General features: G+C 54.5%; 24 protein-coding genes and 1 pseudogene. 5 read left to right on the top strand and 20 right to left on the bottom strand.

Annotated features, from left to right (window positions below; all coding sequences use genetic code 11):
- Nucleotides 1-36: 36 nt before the first annotated feature.
- Nucleotides 37-1,392, bottom strand: a complete 1,356-nt coding sequence (locus tag B1A75_RS06140) for a C40 family peptidase (protein WP_079935930.1) — start codon at nucleotides 1,390-1,392, stop codon at nucleotides 37-39.
- 182 nt (nucleotides 1,393-1,574) lie between these two features.
- The gene (locus tag B1A75_RS06145) at nucleotides 1,575-2,084 is read right to left on the bottom strand and encodes a hypothetical protein (protein ID WP_020278804.1); all 510 of its coding nucleotides are present in this window, start codon (nucleotides 2,082-2,084) and stop codon (nucleotides 1,575-1,577) included.
- A 209-nt stretch (nucleotides 2,085-2,293) separates the two neighbouring features.
- Here B1A75_RS06145 and B1A75_RS06150 point away from each other — a divergent pair, with 209 nt between their 5' ends.
- Nucleotides 2,294-2,701: a helix-turn-helix domain-containing protein gene (locus tag B1A75_RS06150; RefSeq protein ID WP_023634349.1), complete on the top strand. Its 408-nt coding sequence runs from the start codon at nucleotides 2,294-2,296 to the stop codon at nucleotides 2,699-2,701.
- Between the two features lie 120 nt (nucleotides 2,702-2,821).
- Here the strand turns inward: B1A75_RS06150 and ssb are convergent, their stop codons facing one another.
- On the bottom strand, nucleotides 2,822-3,181 hold the full coding sequence (gene ssb, locus B1A75_RS06155) for a single-stranded DNA-binding protein (protein WP_011232661.1): 360 nt from the start codon (nucleotides 3,179-3,181) through the stop codon (nucleotides 2,822-2,824).
- 269 nt (nucleotides 3,182-3,450) lie between these two features.
- On the opposite strand from ssb, the gene B1A75_RS06160 reads away from it, so the two are divergent.
- The gene (locus B1A75_RS06160; RefSeq protein ID WP_021322699.1) at nucleotides 3,451-3,891 is read left to right on the top strand and encodes a YwpF-like family protein; all 441 of its coding nucleotides are present in this window, start codon (nucleotides 3,451-3,453) and stop codon (nucleotides 3,889-3,891) included.
- Nucleotides 3,892-3,947: 56 nt separating this feature from the next.
- Here B1A75_RS06160 and B1A75_RS06165 read toward each other — a convergent pair whose 3' ends face one another.
- From B1A75_RS06165 to B1A75_RS06185, 5 genes are all read right to left on the bottom strand, one after another.
- Entirely contained in the window at nucleotides 3,948-4,577 is a 630-nt protein-coding gene (locus tag B1A75_RS06165; protein WP_014196837.1) for a class D sortase, read from the bottom strand.
- Between the two features lie 6 nt (nucleotides 4,578-4,583).
- Entirely contained in the window at nucleotides 4,584-5,483 is a 900-nt protein-coding gene (locus tag B1A75_RS06170) for a processed acidic surface protein (protein ID WP_021322698.1), read from the bottom strand.
- A gap of 380 nt (nucleotides 5,484-5,863) precedes the next feature.
- Nucleotides 5,864-7,240, bottom strand: coding sequence for an aspartate kinase (locus tag B1A75_RS06175; protein ID WP_042379307.1), 1,377 nt, complete (start codon nucleotides 7,238-7,240; stop codon nucleotides 5,864-5,866).
- A 278-nt stretch (nucleotides 7,241-7,518) separates the two neighbouring features.
- Entirely contained in the window at nucleotides 7,519-7,953 is a 435-nt protein-coding gene (locus B1A75_RS06180; RefSeq protein ID WP_042379309.1) for a DUF1284 domain-containing protein, read from the bottom strand.
- 410 nt (nucleotides 7,954-8,363) lie between these two features.
- Nucleotides 8,364-9,482, bottom strand: coding sequence for an RNA-guided endonuclease InsQ/TnpB family protein (locus B1A75_RS06185; protein WP_042379312.1), 1,119 nt, complete (start codon nucleotides 9,480-9,482; stop codon nucleotides 8,364-8,366).
- A gap of 265 nt (nucleotides 9,483-9,747) precedes the next feature.
- Between B1A75_RS06185 and B1A75_RS06190 the strand changes: the two genes are divergently transcribed.
- The gene (locus B1A75_RS06190) at nucleotides 9,748-10,335 is read left to right on the top strand and encodes a hypothetical protein (protein WP_079935931.1); all 588 of its coding nucleotides are present in this window, start codon (nucleotides 9,748-9,750) and stop codon (nucleotides 10,333-10,335) included.
- Between the two features lie 292 nt (nucleotides 10,336-10,627).
- On the opposite strand, the pseudogene B1A75_RS06195 reads toward B1A75_RS06190, so the two are convergent.
- Nucleotides 10,628-11,335: pseudogene (locus B1A75_RS06195) on the bottom strand (RNA-guided endonuclease TnpB family protein); the annotation flags it as partial.
- A 243-nt stretch (nucleotides 11,336-11,578) separates the two neighbouring features.
- Between B1A75_RS06195 and adh the strand changes: the two are divergent.
- Both adh and B1A75_RS06205 read left to right on the top strand, forming a co-directional pair.
- Entirely contained in the window at nucleotides 11,579-13,099 is a 1,521-nt protein-coding gene (gene adh / locus B1A75_RS06200; protein WP_079935932.1) for an aldehyde dehydrogenase, read from the top strand.
- A gap of 204 nt (nucleotides 13,100-13,303) precedes the next feature.
- Nucleotides 13,304-13,663, top strand: coding sequence for a DUF779 domain-containing protein (locus B1A75_RS06205; protein WP_069304528.1), 360 nt, complete (start codon nucleotides 13,304-13,306; stop codon nucleotides 13,661-13,663).
- Between the two features lie 217 nt (nucleotides 13,664-13,880).
- On the opposite strand, the gene B1A75_RS06210 is transcribed toward B1A75_RS06205, so the two are convergent.
- The 11 genes from B1A75_RS06210 to B1A75_RS06260 all read right to left on the bottom strand — a co-directional run bounded on the left by B1A75_RS06210 (nucleotide 13,881) and on the right by B1A75_RS06260 (nucleotide 26,794).
- Nucleotides 13,881-15,488 (bottom strand): MDR family MFS transporter, encoded by a 1,608-nt coding sequence (locus B1A75_RS06210; protein ID WP_079935933.1) that lies wholly within the window; start codon nucleotides 15,486-15,488, stop codon nucleotides 13,881-13,883.
- Nucleotides 15,473-16,396, bottom strand: a complete 924-nt coding sequence (locus B1A75_RS06215) for a TetR/AcrR family transcriptional regulator (protein WP_079935934.1) — start codon at nucleotides 16,394-16,396, stop codon at nucleotides 15,473-15,475. The genes B1A75_RS06210 and B1A75_RS06215 overlap by 16 nt, the downstream gene beginning before the upstream one ends.
- Nucleotides 16,389-16,529 (bottom strand): hypothetical protein, encoded by a 141-nt coding sequence (locus B1A75_RS19815; protein ID WP_176202385.1) that lies wholly within the window; start codon nucleotides 16,527-16,529, stop codon nucleotides 16,389-16,391. The genes B1A75_RS06215 and B1A75_RS19815 overlap by 8 nt, the downstream gene beginning before the upstream one ends.
- 204 nt (nucleotides 16,530-16,733) lie before the next feature.
- Nucleotides 16,734-17,606: an ROK family protein gene (locus B1A75_RS06220; protein ID WP_079935935.1), complete on the bottom strand. Its 873-nt coding sequence runs from the start codon at nucleotides 17,604-17,606 to the stop codon at nucleotides 16,734-16,736.
- Nucleotides 17,607-17,768: 162 nt separating this feature from the next.
- Nucleotides 17,769-18,590, bottom strand: a complete 822-nt coding sequence (locus B1A75_RS06225) for a carbohydrate ABC transporter permease (protein ID WP_074043811.1) — start codon at nucleotides 18,588-18,590, stop codon at nucleotides 17,769-17,771.
- Nucleotides 18,590-19,561, bottom strand: coding sequence for a carbohydrate ABC transporter permease (locus B1A75_RS06230; RefSeq protein ID WP_079935944.1), 972 nt, complete (start codon nucleotides 19,559-19,561; stop codon nucleotides 18,590-18,592). The genes B1A75_RS06225 and B1A75_RS06230 overlap by 1 nt, the downstream gene beginning before the upstream one ends.
- Before the next feature lie 61 nt (nucleotides 19,562-19,622).
- Nucleotides 19,623-20,918: an ABC transporter substrate-binding protein gene (locus B1A75_RS06235; RefSeq protein ID WP_074043812.1), complete on the bottom strand. Its 1,296-nt coding sequence runs from the start codon at nucleotides 20,916-20,918 to the stop codon at nucleotides 19,623-19,625.
- 341 nt (nucleotides 20,919-21,259) lie between these two features.
- Nucleotides 21,260-22,801 carry a response regulator transcription factor gene (locus tag B1A75_RS06245; protein WP_074043814.1) on the bottom strand — a complete coding sequence of 514 codons (1,542 nt, stop codon included), beginning with the start codon at nucleotides 22,799-22,801 and terminating at the stop codon, nucleotides 21,260-21,262.
- Nucleotides 22,779-24,248, bottom strand: a complete 1,470-nt coding sequence (locus B1A75_RS06250) for a sensor histidine kinase (RefSeq protein ID WP_074043815.1) — start codon at nucleotides 24,246-24,248, stop codon at nucleotides 22,779-22,781. The genes B1A75_RS06245 and B1A75_RS06250 overlap by 23 nt, the downstream gene beginning before the upstream one ends.
- Before the next feature lie 165 nt (nucleotides 24,249-24,413).
- Nucleotides 24,414-25,427 (bottom strand): sugar-binding protein, encoded by a 1,014-nt coding sequence (locus tag B1A75_RS06255; RefSeq protein ID WP_074043816.1) that lies wholly within the window; start codon nucleotides 25,425-25,427, stop codon nucleotides 24,414-24,416.
- Between the two features lie 512 nt (nucleotides 25,428-25,939).
- The gene (locus tag B1A75_RS06260) at nucleotides 25,940-26,794 is read right to left on the bottom strand and encodes an Rpn family recombination-promoting nuclease/putative transposase (RefSeq protein ID WP_074043817.1); all 855 of its coding nucleotides are present in this window, start codon (nucleotides 26,792-26,794) and stop codon (nucleotides 25,940-25,942) included.
- Between the last annotated feature and the right edge of the window lie 53 nt (nucleotides 26,795-26,847).

The following is a 26,847-nucleotide window of genomic DNA, read 5'->3' on the forward strand; positions in this document are numbered from 1 at the left end:
CCTCCTCATTTTGGTCATCGTTGTCGTTCCAGCATGCTAAAATAACCGCTTCGCCCCCAAGTACCGCTGTTTCCAATACGATTGGTCGAGGCGGCTGATCGTCACGCCGGTCGAGGCGCCGCTATGGATGAACTGGCCGTTGCCGATATAGATGCCGGCATGCGATGGGCCGTTGGTTGTAGTGGCAAAAAAGACGATGTCGCCGACTTCCGGGGCGGAAACCGATGCGCCTGCATTCCACATCGAGGCGACGGTGCGCGGGATGGGGACGCCTTGTTGCTGAAAGAGATAGAAAATGAAGCCGCTGCAGTCAAACCCCTCTTCCGGCGCATCGCCGCCCCAAACGTATGGGGTTCCGAGCAGCTCAGCCGCATCGGCGACGAGTTCGATGACGTCCAGCTTCGCCGCAGGGGCTTGTCCGATCAGGCGCTCATATGTTTCGCCGTCAACGACGCCGGTCGCTGGGAGTTTGGCCGCTTGTTGGAAACGGCGGACGGCATCGGCGGTGGCGGTGCCGTAGTAGCCGGTGATGGCTGTGTAGAAGTAACCGAGCTCTTTCAGCTTCGTCTGAATGCGCTTGACGTCTTCACCGAGCGCGCCGATTGAGAGACGAATCGCCGGACGCTCGCGCTCGATCGGTGCAGGCGGGGGTGTTTTCTCTTTCACTGCGCTCGCAAGGCGGGCGGCGGTTTGGTTGTCGACCGCGCCGGTCACTGGCAGGCCGTTGTCGCGTTGGAAGCGGCGGACAGCGTCGGCCGTCAGCACCCCATAGTAGCCCGTGACTTCCGAATAGGTAAAGTAGCCGAGTTGTTTGAGCTGTTGCTGCAGCTCGCGGACTTGGTCGCCGCGCGCCCCAACAGTCAGCGTCGCAGACGGTGAGGGCGAGGAACCTTCTTCTTTTTGCTTCAGCCGTTCAAGCGTCGCCCGATCCGCCCGCCCGGTGGCGGGAAGCCCGTTCGCCCGCTGAAACTGCTTCACCGCATCGGCCGTCACCGCGCCATAGTAGCCGGTGATTTGTGGGTGGCGAAAATAGCCGAGCTGTTTCAGCCGGCGTTGCAAATCACTGACGGCCGCGCCGCGGGAACCGATGGCGAGCGTGTCGTTTGACGTAGGCGCGCTTTTGAGCTTAGCGTAGGTGGCGTCATCTACGATGCCGGTGGCTGGCAAGTTCATCGCCCGTTGGAACGCTTTGACCGCTTCTTCGGTAATGGAGCCAAAGTAGCCGGTCGCTTGCGGATACGTGAAAAAGCCTTTTTCTTTCAAGCGCTGCTGGAGCTGTTTGATTTCAGGGGAACTCATGCCTTTCTTCCATTCCGCCGCTTGGCTCTCGTCCGGCGCGAGAAAAAAGGCCGAAGCCATCGCAACGGCGAAAACAACGTGATTTGGTTTCACGGATGCGCCCTCTCCCTTCGCCGTCTGTTTCGTTTTTCATCTTTCATCGAGGTCTCATGCGGGATGGTTCCTCAGACCGGCTTGACGTCCCGCAGCCAAAAATAGTAATGTTCTATATTTTCAGTATAACGGACGAAAGCCATGAAAGGAAACGATTTTTTTTATTGGAAGAAGGAAGAAGTTTATGCGCCGGAACGGGGCATGCTTCGCTTCGGAGGCGACGGATACGTGAACAAATACGACACGCGTCGATCGTCGACAAGGTAAATCGACTGCAGCACTTCATAAATGAGCTGTTTTTCCATCGCCAGCCATTCATCTGCGCGGATCGGGATGTATTTTTGCCTCGGTTCGTTCCACTCATAAAGGGCGACGGTAAACTTTTTTTGGCGAAGATCGAGCTTGACGATAAACATGTAAAGCTGGCTCGTGCATTTAAATACAAAATAGAGCTGGGCTTCCTTTGAGCAGGTGATCGTGCGGAACAGCGCCTCGCCTTCCGATGCAAAACGCATCCGTCCACCTTCGTTTTTCAGCGAGCGCAGCGAATCGGTGAAACTGGCCGGGGCGATCGTTTTCAGCCGCACGGAAAACGGATTTTTCATTTCCTTAATATAGATATGGTACATTTTTTGGGCGTGCTTCTCCCCGTTTCGTTCACAAATGACAAAATCGGCAAGATAGATATTCACCTTGACCCCCTCTTTTTGGTTCATAATTTCCCATTTTTAACTAATTGTACTATGTCCTTCCTGGGCAAAAAAAGAGGCCGAACGACGAAATCACGGACAAATCCGTTCTGATTTAGAAACAAAGAGAGAAATGGGCGAAAAAGGAACAACCATTGGCTCCATGCTTTTCTATCTTTAAAGAGTAATGATGAAAAGCGTGGTGACGAACGATGACAAACTTAGGAGAAACGCTCAAACAACTGCGAAAACAACGGCGCTGGACACAGGAAGAGCTGGCCGAGCAGCTGAACGTGTCGCGTTCGCAAATCAGCAAATGGGAAAACGGCAGCTTGCTTCCAGATGTGCAGTCGCTTGAGAAGCTATGCCAGCTGTTTGATGTCAGCGCCGATTTTTTGCTTGGCGGCGAAACGCGCCAACGCGAGCTGTTGCGCGAAGTGACAGACATGTACGGAACGGCGGACGTGCACGAAACGGTGCTCGCGGCGTTGGACTACTTGCTTCATAACCAAGAGATGAGCGAAGCGGTGTACGCGCTCGCGAAGCTGCCGGATAAAAAGCGAAAACATGTCGAAACGATGATCGTGACGATCGTAAAAGAGTGCTCCGAGCTCATGTAGCTCCCCTCATGCTGAAAAAAAGCGCTAACAACGACGTGCTAGCGCCATCCGTTGGGGAGTGTTTGGGGACACGTTCTTTCTCTTGGGGATTCGCTTTGAAAGGCATGTATGGGGAAACGACTATACGTGCTCCGGCCATTCTGGTTTCTTTCCGGAGTGGAGAAATTGGACGGACTCCGCGACGACTTCGGTGACATAGACGCGTTGACCGTCTTTTTTATCGTAGCGGCGCGTTTGGATTCTCCCCGTCACCGCCACCATCGATCCTTTTCGGCAATAATTGGCGGTATGTTCCGCTGTTTTCCGCCATAAAACGCATGGAACGAAATCGGCGTCAATCCCCCCTTCCGCGTTGCGGAAATTTCTCGCCACCGCCAGCGTGACAGTCGCGACGGCAGCCCCTTCGGCCGTGTAGCGAAGCTCGGGATCTTTCGTCAACCGGCCGACCAACACGACTTGGTTGATCATGTGTTGGCGCATCCCCCCTTTCCTCCACCGCACCTTTATGATAACGAATCTCGTTTTGGGTCGTAAAATCGCGATTTTTGCATTTTTTGGCGCACTCTATGGATACAATTCAGCGAAAAAGGCGAAATCTTCGTCGACAATGGCGGGGCAAAATGGCGTTTTTGCCATCCGACGGAAAATATGCAGATCGTTTTTCAGCAGGAGGGGCGGCATCCCGTTTTTCTTCCCTCGTCCGCCTGTGCTATAATCTTGGATAAGACAACGGTAACGAGGTGGACGAGATGAAAACGTTCAAGCTTGTCGGGCTCTCGGTCATCGACGACGACATGCACCGCCAAGACATCCCGTTTATTGACGGGTTGATCATCAACAAAGAAGACGGGCAAAACCGCTGGCTCGTGGAGGCGTATTTGGATGACGACTATGAGCCAATGTTTGTGAACTTGCAGCGGCGTCCAGAGTTTCAACTGCAAGTGACGATCACCCACACGAGCAACGACCCGGCCAACATGCTCGTCGCCGTCCGTTCGATCACGAAAATGAACGGCCACATTAGCGTCTTGATGGAAGGGCTGATGATCCCGCGGCGCACCCATTTGGCGGAAGTCGTGCTGGCCGGCCTTGTCAAGAAAGGGCTGCAAGGCGAGGCGCTGCTTCAAGAGTTTCGCCAGCAAATGCATGAGCGAATCGATGCCAAGGCGCCGCAGGAACGGAAAAGGTAAAAGGCTGGAGAGCGCACTTTCCAGCCTTTTTGTTTGCCTTCCTGCAGGCAAGTGGATCATCCTCTTGGAAACGCCAGGGCATCAACCCGAACCGGGCGGGCGGTGACGATGCAGCGCTTCGGAGCGCGGCCGATGAGGCGAAACGGGTAGCACGTTGTCACCGTCAGCGTTGGGCGCGCTTTCTCGACCAAAACGGTCCGGTCGTCGTCATCGACGATGCGGATGTTGACGATGCGGTAATGGATGGCGGCGCGATCCGTCCGAATGATAAGCGCATCGCCGATCTCAAGCTCGCCAAAGCGGCGGAACACAGTATCGCGGTGCCCGGATAGCACGACATGCCCTCGTCCCCCCGGCCAATCGCTCGCTGGATAATGGCCGACACCTCGGCGCAATTCTTGTTCGCGGACGCCTTCATACACGGGAATCGCCGCCCCGAGCTTTGGGATGGCGAGTTCACCAAGGTAGACGCCAAGCGGTGCGTCTTTTTGCGCCGAACGTTCCGCTGGAAGGCTTGCGGCCGGCGGTGAGGAAGGCGCAGGAGCATCCCGCTTGACCGCCATCCAGCCGACGGTGTACCAATAGCCGTTCCAACCGGCCATCGCCGCTCCGATGACGATCGCCGCCAGCGCCGCCCATTGGGCGGCCCGGCGCCCCCACGAAACCCGCGCGGGCTTGCCGTTCACGTTCCTTCACCCTTTCAGCCGCCTGACCCGCCGGTAAAGAAGGAACCCGGCGGAAGCGAGCATCAGTCCGGCCAACGTATAGGTCAAATACGGCGACGCCGTCTCCGGCAGTTTTTCCCCATACATCTTTCCTTTCATCTCTACAGCGAGCAGCCCCGCGTCAATGCCTTTCTCCCCCGCGCGGACGATGTAGCCCGATGTCAACATCTCCCGCGTTATGGCGATATCGGCGACCTCCTCGCCTTGGCGGTTGTACAATCGAATGCGGATCGGCTCCGCTCCGGCCGCCTTTATGTCCGGCTCGTCCGCCTCAAGTTTAAGCAAGCGAAGCCCCTCTTCCCACATCGCCCGCAGTTTGCGGCGCTCTGTTTCCGTCCACGGCCCTTCCATCTCCGCAAACGGACGCAGCCGTTCACGAAGCGCCGCCAGCCGCCCAGCTAACTGCGGGTCGTCAAGCGAGGCAATATGGCGGGTGAGGGCGCGCACTTCTTGTTCCGTCATCCCGAGCGCCCCAAGCAAGTCGTTGATTTGCTGCATGGCGGCGTTGTGCTGCGAGTAAAAACGGATGGCCCGGTCCAAGTCTTCGACAAATGTGTAGTCTTGCACCGTTTCGCCAAACTGGCCAAGCAGCGCCTCGAGCTCCTCAACCGTCAGCCCGTGCCGGCGCAGAACGGCATGAAGCCGCTCGTCAGTGATGGGTGTGCCGAGCCATTGTTTCATCTCATCCATGGTGCGAAAATCGGCGGCTGTCAAGCCGTATTGATCCAAATAAGCCAACAGGTCGCTCACTGTCCAGCCGACGCTCTCAGCGTACTGCTCAAGCTCGCTTCGGCTGATGGCCGCCGCCCCAGCCGGAAACGAAGCGAAAACGGCGACAAGCACAGCCATTCCTAGCCATTGCCGCATTCGTTCTTCCTCCCTTCCGCTTTCTTTGACGTACATTGGTAGTATTTTCCGAACATGCCGCTCTTATGTACGCCAACCAGCGAAAAAAGAAGAAAGCTCGGCCTAGAGCGCTTGAACGTTCTCCCACCTACGCAAACGCTTAGAGATGGGAGATTCTCGGGGACACCTGCCATAAGGCAGACTGCCAGCCAGACCATTCCCGTCTGTCCCTGTGACTTGGCTGTTCCAACGAAGTCCTTCTTTCAAGATATTTTGAGCGGCGTTGGGGGACATCCATGATGGAAGACGCTGATTCATTCCCCCCTTCGGCTGATCGCGTGAAAGCGGGGGCTTCTCGGTACATAAGAACAGGCGCCCGAGTTTCGGACGCCTGTTTCGCGTTAGGAAAGGGGGCTTACGGTTGCCTGTTGGAAGTAGGCGTTGTACAAGGCGCGAACCGCCTCGTTGACGACTTCTTCTTTGACGCCGAACATCATGCTCACTTCGGACGAACCTTGGTTGATCATCTCCAAGTTGATGTTGGCGTTGGCGAGCGCAGTCGTGGCTTTCGCCGCCATCCCGATCGTTTTTTCCATCCCTTCGCCGACGACCATAATGAGCGCCAAGCCGTACTCAATCGTCACCTCATCGACGGCAAGCTCCTCGCGGATGCGGGCGAGGATGCGCTCATCTTTTCCATCCACGAGTTGATCTGCCCGCAAAATGATCGACATGTTGTCGATGCCGGACGGCGTATGTTCGTAGGAGATGCCTTCGTCTTCTAAAATTTGCAGCACACGCCGGCCAAAGCCAATCTCACGGTTCATTAAGTATTTGCTGATGTTGATGCTGCAAAAGCCAGTGTCGCTTGCAATGCCGGCGACTGGTTCGTCGATATGATTGCGCTTGGCGACGATCCACGTGCCTGGAGCGGCCGGGTTGTTTGTGTTTTTTACGCAAACGGGGATGCCGGCGCGATAGACCGGCTCAAGCGCCTCGTCATGAAAGACGGAAAATCCGGAATACGACAGCTCACGCATCTCGCGGTACGTGATTTCTTTCAACTTGCGGGCATCAGCGACGATCGACGGATTGACGCAATAAATCGAATCGACGTCAGTAAAGTTTTCGTACACGTCCGCTTTGACGCCCGCGGCGACGATCGAGCCCGTAATATCCGACCCGCCGCGCGGGAACGTGACGATATGGCCCGATCGGGAATAGCCGAAAAATCCTGGGATGACCAAAACGCCGCGCCGTTCGCGCAGCTGCTTCAGTTTGTCGTACGACTCCGGCAGCACTTGGGCGTTGCCCGGCTCATCGGTGACGATGATGCCGGCTTCAAGCGGGCTGACGTAGCTCGCCTCAAGCCCGCAATCTTGCAGATAGAGCGCCATGAGCCTTGCGTTATGGTCTTCGCCGCTCGCTTTAATGGCGTCAAACAACCGAGGCGGCTCGCTTCGATAGGCGCTGATTTTCGACTGCAAGTCATCGACAAGCTCGGCCAAAAAGCCGTCGGCTTCCAGCCCCAGCTCATTGGCGATGTCAGCATACCGCTTCACGATCGCTTCCATTGTTTCCTCATGCGGCTCGCCAGCCACAACTTGTTCGGCCAGCTGGATGAGCATATCGGTCACTTTCACATCGTCCTTGTACCGTTTCCCCGGCGCCGACACGACGACGATGCGGCGCTCGATATCCGAGCTGACGATGTCGGCCACTTTACGGAATTGTGCAGCGCTCGCCACCGAACTTCCACCGAATTTGGCTACTTTCATCGTTCATGACCCTTTCTGTCGAAAGTCTCTATAATTGTTTATCATATCACATTTTTCCGCCCATGGAACTATTCATTTTTTAGAAATTTCCGCCAACGTCCAAAACTGCCGCCATCGCCGGCCATGACTCTCTTCAAAACAGATGGCGCCGTGCTTCGTCAATGGAAAGACGGTGCTGCAACAGCCCCCCCCCCCGCCTTGACAAACGGATGATGGTTCAGCGCAGCGCCGTTTTTCCATCGTTCCTCCTTGATTTTTCCGAAAACGGCCGCTCTGCCTCACGTTTGCGCCACATTGCCGCGGCGGACGTTGGCGATCCCTTCTTTGCAGACGCCATACGGCAGCCACGAGCAGTTGCGGCATAACTCGTCCAAATCATCCGGCTTGACCCGTTCCGCCGTCCGCCGGATCAGTTCAGACTTCCAATACACATTGCCCGGCTCCAAGCCTAAATGGCGAATGACGTTTCCGTCAAGCGAACGGACGTGGGCATCGGAATTCGGGCCGGCTTCACACGTTGTCTCCCCATGATGCGGGCAGGCGAGGCACGCTTCATCGAGCGCCGCGACGACTTCAATCGGGAAATCGTCGTGTTCATCGCGAATGCGGGCTACGATCTCCCACATTTTTTCCACGAACGACGGGCTGTAGCCCATGCCGCGAAACCCGTGCACACAAAGCAAATGATGGCCGCGCAAACGAACCGATTTCATCTTCTCTCCCCTCCCTTTCTTTCCTTTGGCGGGTATTGGTCAAGGGCGAATCTGGCTCTGAGAATGCCCTACGATGCCCAACGGGATGGCTCGTGTGGAGTTTTCATAGAACTTTTGACGCTGCCTTCTTTCCTCTCTTCAGACATATGCCGCCCGGTCCAATCGTTTCTATCGTTTTTGACTCCATCATACGTCAACTCTTTTCATTGAGCAACTGGCACCTCGATAACCAGCAGCGGACAGCTAAGCGACATCCCTTTCAGACCTATGCATCGTCTGTCAACTACCCCCACTTCGCTAACGCTTGAAGTGGGGGCTTGCAACTCCCCAGAAGTGCGAGCGGACTTCGTCCTCCTTCCTTGACTTGGGGTTGCATTAGGGGCAGGTTGACAACTACCCAACGACGCAGGTCATGCCTGTGTCGTTCCTTCAACGATGTACTCTATTCCTTTTCGTTGAAGGTTCATGGCACCAATGCGGTCATCGTTTGAGGTGTATCCGCATGTTCGGCAACAAAAGGTGTGTGTACGCTTGTTTCGATTGGCTTTTTCCGTATGACCACACTTTGGACATGTCAAAGAGGTGTAATGCGGAGCAACCACCATCACTTTTGACCCATGCAAACGTGCCTTATACTCTAACATTTGACGGAACTGATAGAACGCCCACGATACGGTTTCATATCGGTCATGGATACGTACACGTTCTGTTTTTTCACGAATGCCTGTTAAATCTTCTAATACAAAAAGGGTACGTTCTCCATATTGACGAACGAGTGCCTTCGTGACAGCATGGTTCACATCCGTCATCCAACGGTTTTCTCGTTGTCCGATTGTTTTCAACTTCCGACGCGCAGAAGCCGTCCCTTTTTGCTGGAGGGTTTTTCGCATTCGTTTGTACTTGGCACGCATATGCTTGATTTTTCGCCCGTTAAAAAAGGTGGTTTTCCCTTGCGAATCATAAGCTGCTGCAAGAAAGTTAACACCCACATCGACACCGACCACCTGGCGGATGTTGTGTTCATCCACGGTTGGAATCGTTTTGGTCATGGGAATGTGCAAAAAGAATTTGTTATGCTTGTAGACGAGTTTGGCTGTGCCAAACGTCCATGAGCCATCAAAATATTGTTCCATGCCTTTTGGTTCGAACGGTACTTTGATTCGTCCTTCTAGCGTATTGACAGAAAATACGCCTTGAACAAGCGAATAATCTCGATTCCAAACGAGATCATATTCAAGTTTTTTAAAGCGAACCAATGTCCATTCGTGACCATTGCTTTTTAGGGAACGGTATCTAGCGATCACCGTTTTAATCACAGATTGCGCCATTTGCGAACGCAAAGCGTAGTTTGATCGAAGTAGACGATAGGTCATGTCGTGTAACTTGGCTTGTACAAGCACTTTTGTGTCAAAAATCACAACAGATACAGCGTTGCACGCTTGTCGATAAGCGGAAAGGGTGGCTTTCAATACTTCTGCTTGTTCCGCTGTTGGGTAAATTTTGATTTTGGCTGTTAACGTCATGTCCATTTGTCTCACCTCTCTTTCACTAAATATATTATATAATATATTATATCATATATTATATCATATTTTTTAGTGATACAAAAACAAAAAAAGCGATTCCTCCCCCACTTACTCCCTTTGGTCGTTGAAGTGGGGGTCTCCTCGCCAAAGACGATGAAACGGTGGGCTCCCGGCCTTCGCCCAAACCGCCGTTTTCCTCGGTCAATTCGGAAAAATAACGGATCTGCTTTATACAGACAGCCGTCATGATACAATGAGAAAGGGAACGATGTTGCTGGGAAAGGACTGGCTGATCATGACGAAAGAAGAATTGGCACGCTCGCTTTCCGTCTTGCTTCATGAGCTGACGAAATCATGGCGGAAAGAAAAAATTCATTCCGATGTGCTCGAAATCATTATGAAGCTGCGCATTCAAACCGATGACGACGAGCAATACGTTGCCGATCTGCTCGGCAACATCGCGTTTGCGAGCGAATCGGCCCATGCGCTCAAGCAAATTTGGGGCTATATGCTGCGCGAGCAAACCTTTCTATCGCCACAGACGATCGAGGCGATGCTCGCGGACGCCCAGCGCAAGATCCAGCGCCGACTGTCAGAGATGACGGCCCGCTATGAGCGTCCGTTTTTGTCCATCGATGACCCGCTCGAGCGGAAACGCCAGCTTGAGCGCTCCTACGGTGCGCTTCTTTTGTTCAACCGGATCGCCACCGACTTTTTGCTTGAGTTCGTCCGCGAAGAAAACGAAACGGCAGCGAGCGTCTTTTTCGCCGCCGACCCGAACGAGGCGATCGAAGTGTTCCATCATCTTTGCAGCGTCTACGCGAGCCGCTGGCTGGAAGGCCTGGAAGTCGATTGATGGACAAACCGTCGATCGAAGTCCTTGAAGCCAACCAAAGGCGCCCCGTTGCTTCGGGGCGCCTTTTCTCATCATCCTATTACTGCCGCATTGGCATTTTCAATTTGACAGCATTGTCCAGCCATGCTAATTTGACACTCCACACGGCTGAAGCCGTGGGATTCTTGGGTCGTTTGCGCCCTCATCCCTTTCGGGTTCGGACAACGCCCAAGTTCGGGGCTGTGTCATCAGCCCATCCCATCAGGTTAGGATGTACCCCGATGGACGGCGCACCTGTGACCAGTGCGCTAGGTTAGGCGCTCAAGCCCGAAATCGCTTTGGCGATGTTGATCGCCCCATTTAAGTCGGCGTGGATGGTGTATCCGCACTCTTGGCATTGGAAGAGGATGCCGTTGTGGTTGGCTTTCTCCCGATGACCGCATCGGCATGTTTGACTTGTGTAGTTCGGATTCACCCACTCCACCCGAATGCCCGCCATTTCGGCTTTATAGGCCATCATTGTTTGCAGTTGATGAAACGCCCAAGAATGAAGGCTTCGCCCTGCTTCTTTTAAAGAAGCGGCTCGTTTCCGAATCCCCGTCAAATCTTCCATCCGAATCACGCCAACACCGTTGGCGAGGGCAAAGTGGACGATTTGACGGCTGATTTTGTGGTTCACATCCTTCATCCAGCGGGACTCTTTATGGCCGATTTTGCGAATCATATGGAGCTTCTTGGCTTTGCCCAACGTTCGCCGCAAAGCCGCATATCGTCGGCGAATAAAGGCGCATGGATTGCCTTTAAAAAACAATGACTTCGTTCCGACGCTGGCAACGGCCATATAACGGAGTCCCAGGTCAACGCCCATCACATTGGGTTCGTTTCGTGGTTCCACTGAAAACGTGATCGCGACGGCGAAATACCATTTCTTTCTCTTTTTGTAGAGCTTCACTGCCCTTTGTTTGGCGGTTCCGTCCAGCAGTCGATTCAGCCAGGCTTCTTGATAGGGGCGCGCGGCCACAAACCGTGGGCTTTCAGACGGCTTTTTTCTGTAAATCACAAAGCAAAGGGATTCTCCCTTTCCGCACAGGAGACAGAATATTCCGCCTCCTATGCGGAGGAAACCTGCTCTTATCTATTCCCAATCCATTCAGATATACCCTATCTATCTCTCATTACACAAAATTCTTGACGGCACAAAATTTTTATAATATTCTTTATCTTGTAATCGGATTCAAAAACTTAAATGGAGGAGGAATCGGGGATGATCTACGCACAACCAGGTCAGCCAGGCGCGCTTGTCACATTTAAAAAGCGCTACGAAAACTTCATTGGCGGCAAATGGGTGCCGCCGGTCGACGGCGAGTATTTCGAAAATATCACGCCAATCACCGGACAGCCGTATTGCGAAGTGCCGCGCTCAAAAGCGGCGGACATCGAACTGGCGCTTGACGCCGCCCATGCGGCAAAAGACGCATGGGGACGCACGTCTCCAGCGGAGCGCGCCCGTTTGTTGAACAAAATCGCCGACCGGATGGAAGAAAACTTGGAAATGCTCGCCGTTGCGGAAACATGGGAAAACGGCAAGCCGATCCGCGAAACGTTGGCGGCTGACATTCCGCTCGCCATCGACCATTTCCGCTACTTCGCCAGCTGCATTCGCGCGCAAGAAGGCACGATTTCGGAAATCGATCACGACACGGTCGCCTATCATTTCAAAGAACCGCTCGGCGTCGTCGGGCAAATCATCCCGTGGAACTTCCCGATTTTAATGGCGGCCTGGAAACTCGCTCCAGCGCTCGCGGCCGGCAACTGCGTCGTCTTGAAACCGGCGGAGCAAACGCCGACGTCGATCCTCGTTCTCATCGAACTCATCGAAGATTTGCTTCCACCTGGCGTCGTCAACATCGTCAACGGCTTTGGCTTAGAAGCCGGCAAGCCGCTCGCCTCGAACCCGCGCGTGGCGAAAGTGGCGTTCACCGGTGAAACGACGACCGGACGGCTCATCATGCAGTACGCCTCGCAAAACATCGTGCCGGTTACGCTTGAGCTTGGCGGCAAGTCCCCGAACATTTTCTTCGCTGATGTGATGGACAAAGATGACGAGTTTCTCGATAAAGCGCTCGAAGGCTTTACGATGTTCGCCTTAAACCAAGGCGAAGTGTGCACATGCCCGTCGCGCGCCCTCATCCATGAGTCGATTTACGACGCCTTTATGGAACGGGCGCTTGAGCGCGTCAAGCAAATCAAGCAAGGCAATCCGCTCGATACGGAAACGATGATCGGCGCCCAAGCCTCGTCCGAGCAGCTCGAGAAAATTTTGTCATACATCGACATCGGCAAACAGGAAGGCGCTGAGCTCTTGATCGGCGGCGAGCGGAACATGCTCGAAGGAGAACTCGCCGGCGGCTATTACGTCAAGCCGACCGTTTTCAAAGGGCATAACAAAATGCGCATTTTCCAAGAAGAAATTTTCGGCCCAGTGCTCGCGGTCACAACGTTTAAAGATCACGACGAAGCGCTTTCAATCGCCAATGAAACGCTGTACGGCCTTGGCGCCGGCGTCTGGACGCGCGACATCAACACCGCGTACCGCTTCGGCCGCGGCATCCAGGCCGGCCGCGTGTGGACGAACTGCTATCACATTTATCCGGCCCATGCGGCATTTGGCGGCTACAAGATGTCCGGCATCGGCCGCGAAACGCACAAAATGATGCTCGACCATTACCAACAAACGAAAAACTTGCTCGTCAGCTATTCGCCGAAAAAACTTGGCTTGTTCTAACATTGGCCCACCTGCTCTTCCACGGCAAAAGGCAGCGCCGACGCGCTGCCTTTTGCCCACTGTTGCATCCGTCACCGCCAAAACCACGCAAACGCCTTTTGATGATGGAATGGAAAACGACGCAACAACCGTTCCATTCGACGAATCCAGCAAAGCTGCTCTAGGAGCCTGTCTTTGGCCATGATGCGAAAGGAGGTGCATCCGATGCCTGATGAACCGAAAGTCATCGCCACCGAAGCAGCGTTAGAATTGATTGAAAAATTAAAGGCGAAATACGGTCCGCTCATGTTCCACCAATCCGGCGGCTGCTGCGACGGCAGCTCGCCGATGTGCTACCCGCTCGGCGAGTTGATCGTCGGCGATTCCGATGTTTTGCTTGGCGAAATCGGCGGCTGCCCGTTTTACATCTCTAAGGCGCAATACGAATATTGGAAGCATACGCAGCTCATCATTGACGTCGTCCCCGGGCGCGGCGGCATGTTTTCACTCGAAGGCCCGGAAGGCGTCCGCTTTCTCACCCGCTCGCGCGTCTTCGGCCAAAGCGCGGATGCAGGCGCGCCGTAGCCGCCCATTGCGGGCCGCTGCTGTGAAACCGCCATGCGCCGCACATCACATCGATGCGAACCCGCTTGGCAAAATGATCCGCATGGGGAGAGCGGCCGGCTTCCATTCGCCTACCCGTCCCCGGATGCTTCATCACCTCCGGGGCGGTTTGTTCGTCGCAGCAAAAAACGGCGGCCCGCCTTCTCGCTGAAAAGGCGCGGTCCGCCATCTCCTTTTTTCACTCGGCCTCTTTTGCCTGCTTCATCGCCTCAGCCCGATCGGACAAGGCGATCCGTTTCAAGCCGAACACCAAAAGCAAGCCCACCGCAATAAACACGAACCCGAACAAAAAGACGGATTGCAGCGAATCGACAAGCGACTGCTTCAGCACCGGCACGAACATGTCGCGCAGCGGCACTGGAATCTTGGCCATCGCGTCCGGACTGAGCAAGACGGAATACAAGCCTTGCGGGTCGGTATGAATCATATCGGCAAAGCGGTCGACAAGCCCTTTCGCCTGCGCCGGCAGCGCTTGGAGCTTTGGCATGAGCCGCTCGTCAAGCAAGGCGCTCGACCGGTGGTTCATGATGGCGCCTAGCACCGTCATGCCGAACGTCCCGCCAATTGAACGGAAAAACTGGCTCGAAGAGGTGACAACGCCAAGCTCCGATTTCGGGAAGCTTTCTTGCAAGGCGAGCGTCAAAATCGGCATGACCAAGCCGGTGCCAAGTCCAAGAATAATCATATACAACGTCGCCGTCCATTTCGACGTCTCGACATCCATCGTGCTAAGCAGCCCGAACGCTGACGCCATAATGACCATGCCGATGATCAGCTGCGGCTTCACCCCGATCCGGTATACCAGTCGGCCGCCAAGGACACTGCCGATAATCATCGTGATCATCATCGGCGTCATAATCGTCCCGGATTGGGTGGCGCTCACACCGACAATGCCTTGCATAAAAAACGGCACAAACATAATCGCGCCGAACATACCGACGCTCATAAAAAAGCCGATGCCATTGAGGAGCGTAAATGTCCGATTGCGGAACAACCAAAGCGGAATGATCGGCTCCTCCGCCCGTTTTTCCGCCCAAACAAACAAAGCGAAAAAGACAACGGCCGCCGCAAACAGCGAGATGATTTGCCACGACCCCCACGGATATCGGTCGCCGCCAAACGTCAGTCCCAAAAGCAAACTGACGACCCCCACGGTCAACGTCACCATCCCGGCGATGTCGAATTTCACCGGCCCTTCGGCTTTATATTTGCTTAGTCCCATGGCAATCAGCACCGTGGCGAGAATGCCGACCGGCAAGTTGATGTAAAACACCCAGCGCCAGTTCAAATGATCGACGATAAAACCGCCGATTTGCGGGCCCAGCACCGAAGCGAGGCCGTACAAACCGCCGAACACCCCTTGCCATTTTGCCCGCTCCTTGCCGGTGAACACGTCACCGATGACAATCATCGCCATCGGCATCATAATCCCGCCGCCTAGTCCTTGAATGCCGCGGTAAATGATGAGCTCGGTCATATCATCCGCCATGCCGCAAAGCGCCGAGCCAGCCATAAAAATGACAAGCCCGCTCACATACACGAGACGTCGGCCTAATAAGTCAGCGAGCTTGCCAGCGATCGGCACGACCGTCGTTGACGTCAACATATACGCCGTCGTCAGCCACGTCATGACGCCCAGCCCGCCAAGTTCCCCGACGATGCGCGGCATGGCCGTGCCGACGATCGTTCCGTCTAATGCCGCAAACAGCATCGCAATGATCAGCCCTGTGATCAGCAACGGGCGATGACGAATGGTGCTCGCTGGCACTGTTAACGCTTTTTCCATGGTTCTCTCTCCCATCCATTTAGTCGTTGATACGCTTCCATTTCTTGGATCAGTGCGTCCAAAGCCGCTGCAAGCGAAGGCGCCTGTTGATGACGCAAATACAAAAGCAGCGCTTCGACGATATAGGCGCGCGGCGGCTCATTGCGCCCAAGCAGCTCTTCCTCCAGCGCCGCTATAGCTTCAAGCACATCGTTCGCCTGCTTCGGATTGAGCCCGTTGGCGGCCTCCCGGACGGCGGCGAACGCCGAAGCCAGCCGCTCCCGCTGACGCTCGCGCTCACGCTCCTCAAGTTTCATCCATGGCGCAAACGACTCCTCGGTCAAAAGCGGGCGCTCATCAGCCGTGAAGCTGGCAACAATCGCATCAATGCGCCGCACGAGAAAACGAGCCGCCTCGTCCGCGTCAAACGCCTCTTCGCGAAAAAAGAAGTAAAACAAATATTGTCGGATGATGCCGTTGGTTATCATAGCGACATCATACACATACGGACCGACTGCCTCTCCGTACACCTCCGCCAGACGGGTGCAATACCATAAAAAAAGGCGCCCATGCTGGCGGAACATATACCGTTCCACTTCCGGATTGACTTTCGGCAATTGCTCCGACATCATCATACGCAAAAAGTCTTTGTACTCGCGAATGTGAGAAAAATGGGCGGCCAGCTGGCGAGTAAACCGTTCTTTTTCCGTCCCTTCCCCTCCGTCCGCCATGAAATCAGCGACCATTTTTTCGCTGTAGTAGCGGAGCACCGCCAGCAACAAATCTTCCTTCGAGGCGAAATGGTGATAAAACGCTCCTTTGGAAATCCCCCATGCCTCGACCAAATCTTGAATCGACGTCTCATGATACCCTTTTTCGGCAAACAATTTCATTGCCGCCTCAATAAATTGGACGCGCCGTTCATCCATGGCAGCGACTCATTCCTTTCCCATTCGCCTTCATCCATTGCCGATACGACGGCAGCACCGCGCGCGGTTTCACGAAATCAACCCGTACGCCGCGCTGTTGCAGCCATTCAACCAACCGTCGAACATCAGTCATTGTCCTCGCCTCCATATCCTATATGACCATCTGGTCAAAACGATTATAAACTATTGTTATAAAGGCGTGCAACTCAAAAACGATATTTTTTGACCAAACAGTCATTTTTCGGCCTGAATTTGCCGAACAATCAGTCAACATCCCTGCCTTCAAACAAAAAAACGGCCCCACCGCCTGATTGAAGACGGTGGACGGCCGTTCTTGCTATTCGTTTGCCGCCGCCGCGAGCGCCAAAGCGCCCGAGATGCTGGCGTTATCGCCGAGCCCTGGGAGGACGATGTACTCATCGATCTTCTCGAGAATCGCTTCATGCTGAATATAGCCGCCAAGCAATTCCTGCACATGACGGCGCACAAGCGGCAGCACGTGCGTCTGCTTCATGACGCCCCCGCCCGTGATCACCTTTTTCGGCGATAAAATGAGGATGTAGTTGGCGATCGCTTGGGCTAAGTAAAACGCCTCAAGCTCCCACACCTCGCTCCGGTCGGCAAGCTCCGCTCCCTTTTTCCCCCAGCGCCGCTCAATCGCAGGACCAGACGCCATGCCTTCCAAGCAGTCGCCATGATACGGGCAAATGCCGGCAAACGCGTCATCCGGATGGCGGCGGACCAATATGTGGCCCATCTCCGGGTGAAGCAGCCCGTGCAGCAAGCGGCCCTCGACGATCGCGCCGACGCCGATGCCGGTGCCGACCGTCATGTACAGGCAGCTGTCAAGCCCTCGCGCCGCCCCCCAGCGCTGCTCGCCGAGCGCCGCCGCATTGACATCCGTGTCAAAGCCGATCGGCACGGGAAAATGCTGCTTCATTGTGCCGACAAAATCAAACTGCGCCCACGCCTGTTTCGGTGTGCTCGTAATGCATCCGTACGTCGGACTGTCCGGACGCAAATCGATCGGGCCGAACGATCCGATCCCAATCGCCTCGATGCGGTGCGGACGGAAAAAGTCGATGACGTGCGCCATCGTCTCTTCCGGCGCCGTCGTCGGAAACACCGCCCGTTCATGGATGTTCCCATGTTCATCGCCGATGGCGCAGACAAATTTCGTGCCTCCAGCTTCAATGGCTCCTAGGATCATATGTACGCCTCGCTTTCTTCATCTGCTCTTTTCTTGTGTCTATCTTACTAGAAAAAGGGAGAAGACATCAATGGCAAAAAGCCGCTGATCAGCGGCTCTTTGAAACATAGTGCAATCGATTCTATTGTCTGCTGGGTTTGTTGATCTACACCGCTGATTGGCTCACCCCTTCACCGAGCCGGCAAGCAAGCCGCGGACGAAGTATTTGCCGAGGAAGGTGTACACGAGCAACGTCGGCAGTGCGGCCAACAAAGCCCCCGCCATTTGCACGTTCCATTGGACGATTTGGCTGCCGGATAAATTTTGCAAGGCGACCATGATCGGCTGTTTGTCCGATGTCGTGATCGTCACCGCGAACAGAAACTCGTTCCAAATGTTTGTAAACTGCCAAATGGCGACAACGACAAAGCCGGTGATCGACAGCGGGAGCATAATGTACCGGAAGATGCGGATAAACCCCGCGCCGTCGATTTTGGCCGACTCAATCATCTCATCCGGTATCGCGGCGTAAAAATTGCGGAACATGAGCGTCGTAATCGGAATGCCGTAGACGACATGGACGAACACGAGCCCCGGAATCGTGTTGTACAGCCCGATTTCGCGCAAAAACTGGATAAGCGGAATAAGAATGCTTTGATACGGGATGAACATGCCGAACAAAATGAGCGTAAAGAGCGTATCCGCTCCTTTAAACTTCCATTTCGACAGCACGTAGCCGTTGAGCGACCCAAGCAGCGCGGATAACAACGTCGCCGGCACGACGAGCAAAATCGAATTCCAAAAGTTCGGGGCGAGCTTGTCAAACGCCGTCGCGTAGCTGCTCCAGTCAATCGTTGACGGCAGCTTCCACATATCGGCCAATGTCACTTCATCGAGCGGCTTCAAGCTCGTTGTGACCATGACATACACCGGCAACAGGAAAAACACGCTCATGACGAGGGCCAATAAATACAAAAACGGCCGCGCCCACACGGATCTCGCCATCACGATCCCCCCTTGCGGCTTGAGATGAGATACGGAACGATAAAGATGGCGACCGACAGCAGCATCACGATCGCAATCGCCGCGCCGTTGGCGTAATAGTTGCCGCGGAACGTCGTTTCAAACATGTACACGCCCGGCACATCGGTGACAAAGTTCGCCCCCGGCCCGGTCATGGCGTAAATCAAGTCGAAAATTTTCAGCGAAATATGGGCCATAATGATGATGACGCTGACGGTGATCGGTCGTAACAGCGGCAAAATGATTTTCCAATACAATTGAAACTCGGTCGCCCCGTCCATCCGCGCCGCTTCCCGCACTTCATCTGGAATGGCGCGCAGGCCGGCGAGATACATCGCAACCGCAAATCCCGTCATTTGCCAAACGGCCGCCACGACAACGGCAATGATGGCCACTGGGATGCCAAATTCGATTTTGCCCCAATGGAATCCACCGAGAATCGTTGTGTCGGTATACCATTTAGAATCCAAGCCGAGCGGTTTTAAAAACAAATTGACGCCGGTTGACGGGTTGAACAGCCATTGCCACACGACCCCGGTGACGACAAATGACAAGGCCATCGGGAAAAAGAAAATGTTGCGAAACAGCGACTCGCCGCGCAGTTTTTGGTCAAGCAAAATGGCAAGCAATTGTCCCAACACAATGACGGCGGCGATAAACAACACCGTAAACACAAGCGTATTGCGCAGATCCGCTTGGAAGCGGAAATCATGAAACAAATACAGATAGTTTTTCAACCCGGCAAACGACCAATCCGGCACGAGCGAATTCCAGTTGCTCAAGGACACATACCCCGTCCAGCCGATAAACCCGTATACAAATAAGAAAATCAGTACGACCGACGGCGCCAAAAACGCCGCTGCCAGCCAATGATCGGCCGTCCATTTCCGCTTTTTCCGCACCGCGGGGACACCTGCTGTCTTCTCGGCTGGCGTGATGCTGACCGTTTCCACCATCATCCCTCCTCATGATGACGAAAAGGGGAAGAGAATGGCTCCCGTCCCCTTTTCCCGATTACTTCTTCAGTTCTGTTGCTGCTGAAGCCAACGTGTCGATGAACGTCTTCACATCTTTTTGCGTCACGAAAATGTTGACAGCCTGATTCACCTTCGTGACAAACCCTTCCGGCGCTGCTGAACCGTGCGCTAAGCTTGGCGCCAGCTCCGCTGTTTTGAAGTCTTGCATCGTTTGTTTGCCGTATTCATCGTACTTGGACGGATCCGCATCGATGCGGGCCGGGATGGAGCCTTTCAGCGGGTTAAACGCATCTTGTCCTTCCACCGAACCAAGCACTGCTAAAAATTTCTTCACATCGTCCGGGTTTTTCACACCTTTCGGCAAGCCGAACGTATCGGTGATGACCATAAACTTGCCTTCCGTATTCGGCACCGGCACATAGCCGAAGTCTTGGTTCACCTTCAATTTCAAATCGTTGACAAAATAGCCTTTCACCCAGTCTCCCATCACGTACATGGCCGCTTTTCCTTCGGCAACGAGCTGGGCGGCGTCTTGCCAGTTGCGCGAGCTATGGTCTTCGTTAATATAGTTGAGCATTTTCTTAAACGTCTCAACGGCTTGTTTCACTTGCGGATCGTTAAACGAGACTTCACCGGTCCAAAGCTTCTTGTAGTTTTCCGTTCCGAGCGTGCCAAGCAGCACGTTTTCAAACAGGTGCGTCGCAACCCACGGCTCTTTGTCGCCCAATGCAAGCGGCGTAATGCCTTTTGCTTTCAGCTTGTCAGCCACTTGGAAAAACTCGTCGAACGTTTTCGGCGGCTGGAGTCCGTTATCGGCAAAGATTTTTTTGTTGTACCACAGCACGTTGCCGCGGTGAATGTTGACGGGCACGGAGTAAATGTTGCCGTCCTTGCTCACCATGTCAATCAACGCTTTCGGGAATTTGTCCATCCAGCCTTCTTTTTCATATAAATCGTTGAGCGGCTCCATTTTGCCGGCGGCCACCCAACCTTCATTGAGTTCCGCTCCGCCGTGCACTTGGAACGTCGATGGCGGGTCGTTCCCTTGCATGCGGCTCGCTAAGACCGCCTTGGCGTTCGTCCCGGCCCCGCCGGCGACCGCTGCGTTTTCGACTTCAATATCCGGATATTTTTCTTGGAACAGTTTGATGAGCGCTTTTAAGCCGTCTTCCTCACCGGCTCCGGTCCACCAGCTGAAAATCTCGAGTTTCTCTCCCGCTTTTTGGCTGCCTTGTTTGGCGTTATCGGATGAAGAGTTCGAGCTGCTGCAGCCCGACAGCGCCATCCCAATTCCAAGCGCAAGCGCCAGCCATGCGGATGCTTTCTTTCTCATGATTCTCCCCCTTTGCATCTGTTTTTTGAAACCCCTTTCAATGTTGAGTGTACCATGCGCCACTCATCAAACTGCGGCTTGATTTCTTCACTTTTTTGCGTTTTTCTTCACTTTTTTGTTTTCCGTTCTCCTGTCGGGCAAACGAAAGTCTCGCTGGTACAGCTAGCGGCCATTTCGCTTCAATGGCGCGAAAAAAGCCCGTCTCCCCATCAGGGGGCGGGCTTCGTTTCGGACGCCGGAAGAGGGCGGGGCAACCCACTTCGTTTGCGGGTTTGCGGGACTTGCCCGTTTGCCTTTTGACTCGCCATCCACCTTCCTTGTTGGAGACAGCACTCCCCTTGTCAGCGCGCCAGTACTTTTTTCCGGTATTCGCTCGGCGACAGGCCGGTCTGCTTTTTAAAGACGCGGCTGAAATAGTTTGGGTCGTTGTAGCCGACGAGAAAACAAATTTCTTTTAAGCTTTGATCAGTCTCAGCCAGCGCTTCTTTCGCCCGCTCGATGCGCACGTTCGTCACGTAGTCGATAAAGGTGATGCCAAAATGCTCTTTGAACAGTTTGCTGAAGTAGTACGGACTGATGCCCGCTTGTTCAGCCACTTCCTCAAGCGTCAGCGGCTCGGCGTAATGACGGTCAATGTAGTCTTTCGCCTTGCCGAGTTTGCCATACGCTTGCTGCTGGCGCCAAGCCTCGAGATCAGCGGCGATGCGGTCCAGTTCATCAAGCGCCGCCCGCTTCAATTCTGCCGCCGACCGGCAGGAAGCAAAGGAAGCGAGCCGCTCGTAACGAATGCCCAGCTCCGATAGAAGACGCCCGAGCCACACAAAGGTCTCTTCCGCTTTGCGCCCGGCGGCCGGCAGTGAATGAGAAGAGGCCAGTTCCTCTATATACGTCAGACAGATCATCCGGGCTTGCTCGATGTCGCCAAGGCGCAGCGCTTCAAACAGCCGTTTATCCCGTTCCGCTCCCCCGCCGGCGCGCGTCGCTTCCGCCGGCAGAAACCCCACTTGCGCTTTTTGCCGGTCGGCGTAATAATGTGCGGCCGACAGCGCCTCATAGTACGAGGAACGAAGTTGGTCAAGGCGGGAAAACGGGGAGCCGAGCCCGATATACAGCGCGGCGCCGTACCGGGCCGAAAACTGCCGCGCCAAATCGAGCGCCAATGCCTGGATGACGGGCTTCCAGGCCGGCTCGCCATCGTTTGGGCTGCGGAAAAACAAGACCGGCAGGCGCCGGTTCGCCATCCGCCCGATCCAATAGCGCGTTGGCGCCTGCCCGCTAAGCTGCTTGTCCAGCCATGATTTCCATTCGTCAGCCACCCCTGCATCCGGGAACTGAATGACGAGGAACATCCCCGACGCAATCGAAAACGGCAGCAGCTCCTTCCACCGCTCCCACTCATCAGCCGATACGTCTTCTGTCATGAGGACGGACAGCCATTCGCTTTCCACAAGCGTCTGCAACCGGCGAATCTGCTCCTCGAGCTGGCGGTTGCTCTCCTCGTGTTGCCGCTTGGCCGCCACTTCTTGGCTGACCCGTTCCAAAGCCGAAATGACCTCCTCCTTCCGGCTCGGTTTCAATAAATATTCCTTGACGCCAAACCGCATCGCTTGTTTCGCATAGTCGAACAAATCAAACGCCGACACAATAATGAACTCCAGATCGAGGCCGTCTTGGCGAATCGCTTCGATCGCTTGCAGCCCGTCAAGGCCAGGCATTTTGATGTCAATGAGCATCACATCCGGACAATATTGCTTGGCAATGTCAATGGCCTCGCGCCCGTTGGCGCCCTCGGCGACCACCTCGATGTCCGGAAGGTGGTCGTTAATCATTTTGCAAAGCGCTCTTCGCTCCAACGCCTCATCATCGACGATCGCCACTTTCACCGTTCATCCCCCCTTGCCATCTTGGCAGCCATAACCGCACCGTCGTTCCTTTTCCTGGTGCAGACTCGATTTCGGCCACATCCATCACTCCGTAAAACAGCTGCAGCCGGCGAATGACATTGTGCAAGCCGATGCCGGTCGAATGGCCGCGCCCTTGCTCGCGGCGCGCCGGCGGTTCTTCGCCGCGGATCAACGCATCAAGCTCCGCTTTCACCTGCTCATCCATGCCGACACCATTGTCGCGCACTTCCACAACGACCCGCTCGTTTTCGGCGAAAACGGACACGGACAGCTCGGCTCCCTGCTCGTACGTCTCAATGCCATGGATGAACGCATTTTCAATCAGCGGCTGCAACGTGAGCGGCGGAAGCGGTTGATCGAGGCAAGATGGTTCCGCCTCTAACGAAAACTTGATCCGATCAAAAAACCGCGTCTGCTGGATGAAGAAATATTCACGGGCGATGCGCACCTCATCGGCAAGCGTCACCGTCCGCTGCAAATCGCCCAAGTTGTAGCGCAAAATGGCCGCCACCGCTTCAATCAGCCGCGACGTTTGCTGGGCGTTCTCCAAGTACGCCATCTTCGCGACCGTGTTCAGCGTATTGAATAAAAAATGCGGATTGATTTGGCTTTGCAAGCTTTTGAGTTCCAGTTCCTTCACCAGCCGGTCGAGCTCAGCCTTTTGTTTCATCTCCGCAATCAGCTGCTTTAAATTGCGGCGCATGTCATTAAACGTGATCGTCAACAGCCGCAGCTCATCGTTGGTCATCGGCTCAATATCCGGCCCGTCCAGCCGCCCGTCAGCGATGGATCGGGCAGCGCGCGAGAGAAGAATGATCGGCTTCGTTAAGTGGCCGGAAAAGAACACCGCCAGCAAGGCGCCAAGCAACAACGTCGTGACAAACAATCCCATCCCCATATAGCGGAAATAGCGGTTGCGCCGCTCCACTTCATCGTACCGCCGTTGGTAGGCCGTCAGCTCATCGTCAATCAAGTTTAACGTTTCCTCTTGCAAAAAGGACGCAATGTTCATCGTTTCATGCAAGTGGGACGAGTACAAGCCAATATTTCCGGCTTGAAAATGATAGACCGTCAGCGCCGCCTCCTCCAGCAAACTTTCAATCATATGTTCATAGTTTTCCGCCGCCAGCCGGTCGGACAGCACTGGCAAGATGGCGCCGAGCTGCCGGCGGTGTTGCTGCAGCCAGCGGAACTCCCGCTCATAAGCGCGTGCATACCGTCCTTCTTTTTCCGAGACGTACGCATTGAGCTGTTCCATCATTCGGTTTGCCCGCTGCGACACCTCATTCAGCAACAACAATCGGCGCATCCGTTGATCATAATCGCTCATCATCTCTTCGCTCGTCTGATACAAAAGAAACACCGCTCCGTTAAGCAAAAGCAAAAAAACGGTAAAACAAAGCAGCATCTTCGTCCGAATGTTCATCTGGATTCCACCCCGCTGTCACCGGCGCTTTGTTGCCTGCATCGCCCTGCCGCTTCAAGCCGAACGTGTTCGAACGTCAAGGACGGCCGTCTCTCATGCTTTAGCGGCGTTCGCCAACCTTCCTCCGCTTTCAGCCCCCTCCCTACGGAGGCCTGGCAGGCACCTTCATGGCGTGTTGACCTCATAATTGCGCGCCGGGCGCAGCGGCAAGTCTTTTTTCCGAATGACTTTCGTCTCCGTATTCGTCACCGCCGGCACGTCTCTCCCGGCAACGATCTGGGCCATCATGTTCACGGCCCGATATCCCATTTCATACGGCTCCTGCACCACGGTCGCCGCAATCGTTCCTTTTTGCAAATAGCGGATCGTCTCAGGAAGCGTATCAAAACCGATAATATACGTCTTTTGCTCCCGGTGAAACTGCTCGACCACCTTGGCAACGCCAATCGCATCAAGCGCGCTCGTGCCGTAAAACGCATTCACATCCGGGTGCTTTTTCAAAATCGTATACGCCTTTTCCGCGGCTTGCACACGCGTAATGTGCGACTCTTCGATGGCGACGATGCGGATGCCTTTTTCCTGTCTCACCGCATCCTCAAATCCGCGCACTCGCAGCTGTTGGTGCGCCGCCGTCAAACTGCCGGTAATAATCGCAACCGTTGCCTTGCCCTTCGTATCCTCAGCTAACGCCCTTCCTGCGAGAAAACCGGCATAATAATTATCCGTCCCCACATAGGCGACACGTCGGCTCGTCGGGGCATCCGTATCGATCGTCACCACAGGAATATTCTTGTCCGTGATTTCGTTAATCACCGGGACAAATTCCGCTTCCGTCAACCCTTGTGTGATGATTCCATCGACTTTCGCTGCCGCCGCCTTTTTTAAAATGCGCAAATGCTCATCAATATTCGCCTGCCGCGGGCCGATATACTCGAGATCAACCCCCAGTTCTTTCGCCGCCGCTTTCGCTCCTTTTTCCACCAACCGCCAGTAATCATTATCGAGTTCCTCCGGCACAAGCACGAAATGGTATGCATCTTTTGTTTTTGCCGGAACCCGTTCCTTCTCTGGCTCCGGATATGCATACACGTTCCAAGCGCAATAGGCGGTGAAGGAAGCGCTTGCAAGCAGCGCGGCGATGCCGCCGCCGTAAAACAGCCGTTTCCACCAATCGCGCATCTTGATCCCTCCTACCGCCATTGTACACGAATGACGGGGCGCTAGCCTAGACAAAAGAAAATGGATGCCGTGTCTCTCCCTTCTTCCCGCCCTGCCGCGGCCGCACAGCCTCTGCTTCTCGATGGCAGCAAAAGCTGTATAGATGCAACGAAGAAGTTTAACATATCCTTGACGGAAAAGCGGTTTGTCCATTTTCGACTGTCGAAGGCAAGCCTGTGGCTTGCCCCGTCACGCCAAGGCGTGACGGAAGACCGAACAACCGCCTGCTTCACAGACCCATATATGGGTCTGGAAGCGGCGTTGTTCGGTCGCCCGACAGTCGATCAAATACTTGGTAAAAGCTGCAAATGGTAAAGCTTCAAATTGCATCTATATGAAATACAAATAGGGTTCAGCCCGGCCGGCATCATCCGCCATGCGGCAATGGCCATGCCCATCATCAAGCGCAGAGTGAGCAAAAAACGCCGTTCCGAAACAGGCTCGCTGCATCGGAACGGCATCTCCCCATTTTTTTACTCTTTCAACTTTTCCACTGCCTCCACCGGCAACCCGGTCAACTCACAAATCGTCGGCACGTCGTACCCTTTCGCCAACATCCGCTTGGCCACGTCCATTTTCCCTTTTTCCATCCCTTTTTCCATTCCCTGCCGCTCGTATGAGATCAGGAGATCGTTCACTTTTTTCGCTTCCTTCGTTTCCATTTGGCTCACCTCGTTTCGCAATTGGATTTCCTCTTGTTCGGACAGCGTCAAATACGTCTCGAAAAACCGAAACAACAGCCGCTGCCTCGCCTCGTCAAGCTCCAGGCGGACGAGCAGGCGCAAAAATTCTTTTTTCACTTCAACCTTTTCGCTTTCATTATACCCCATTTTGCTTAACAAGGCGGCGGCAACCGGGTTGTCGCGGCGAATGTACTCGCGCCATGGCAGTTTGCGAAGTTCAACAGTAAGAAAGCGGAAATCGACAACGGTTAGGAACGGAAACTTGATGGTGAACGAGGACGGTTCATCGCGGTGTTCGTCATAGCTGAAGATGGCAATGGGAAGAATGCGGCGACGGTATTTTTGAAACAAGCGGCTGACATAAATGAACATGCGCTCGGGAAACGTCGGCTGCGTGTAGCTTTGATGTTCGATATGCACGATGATCAGCCCGTCTTCCCCCTTCAACTTCGTTTCGACCAATAGATCCACACGGTGCTTTTCGCCGGCTACCACATCCGTAAACACCTCTTCGGACAAAAATGAGACGTGGCGGAAGTCGATTTGTTCATACACGTGCGGGAAAAAAAGAAGCAAAAACTCTTCAAAAAACGTCGACAACAACTCCTTAAACAGCCGGTCGTGGTCGATTCGTGTTTCGGACACGGTCTCCCTCCTTGTGATATTTGAACTTCCTTTATTTTATTCGCCGCGCCTTG

This window comes from Geobacillus sp. LEMMY01 (assembly GCF_002042905.1).
GTDB classification, from domain to species: Bacteria; Bacillota; Bacilli; order Bacillales; family Anoxybacillaceae; genus Geobacillus; species Geobacillus proteiniphilus.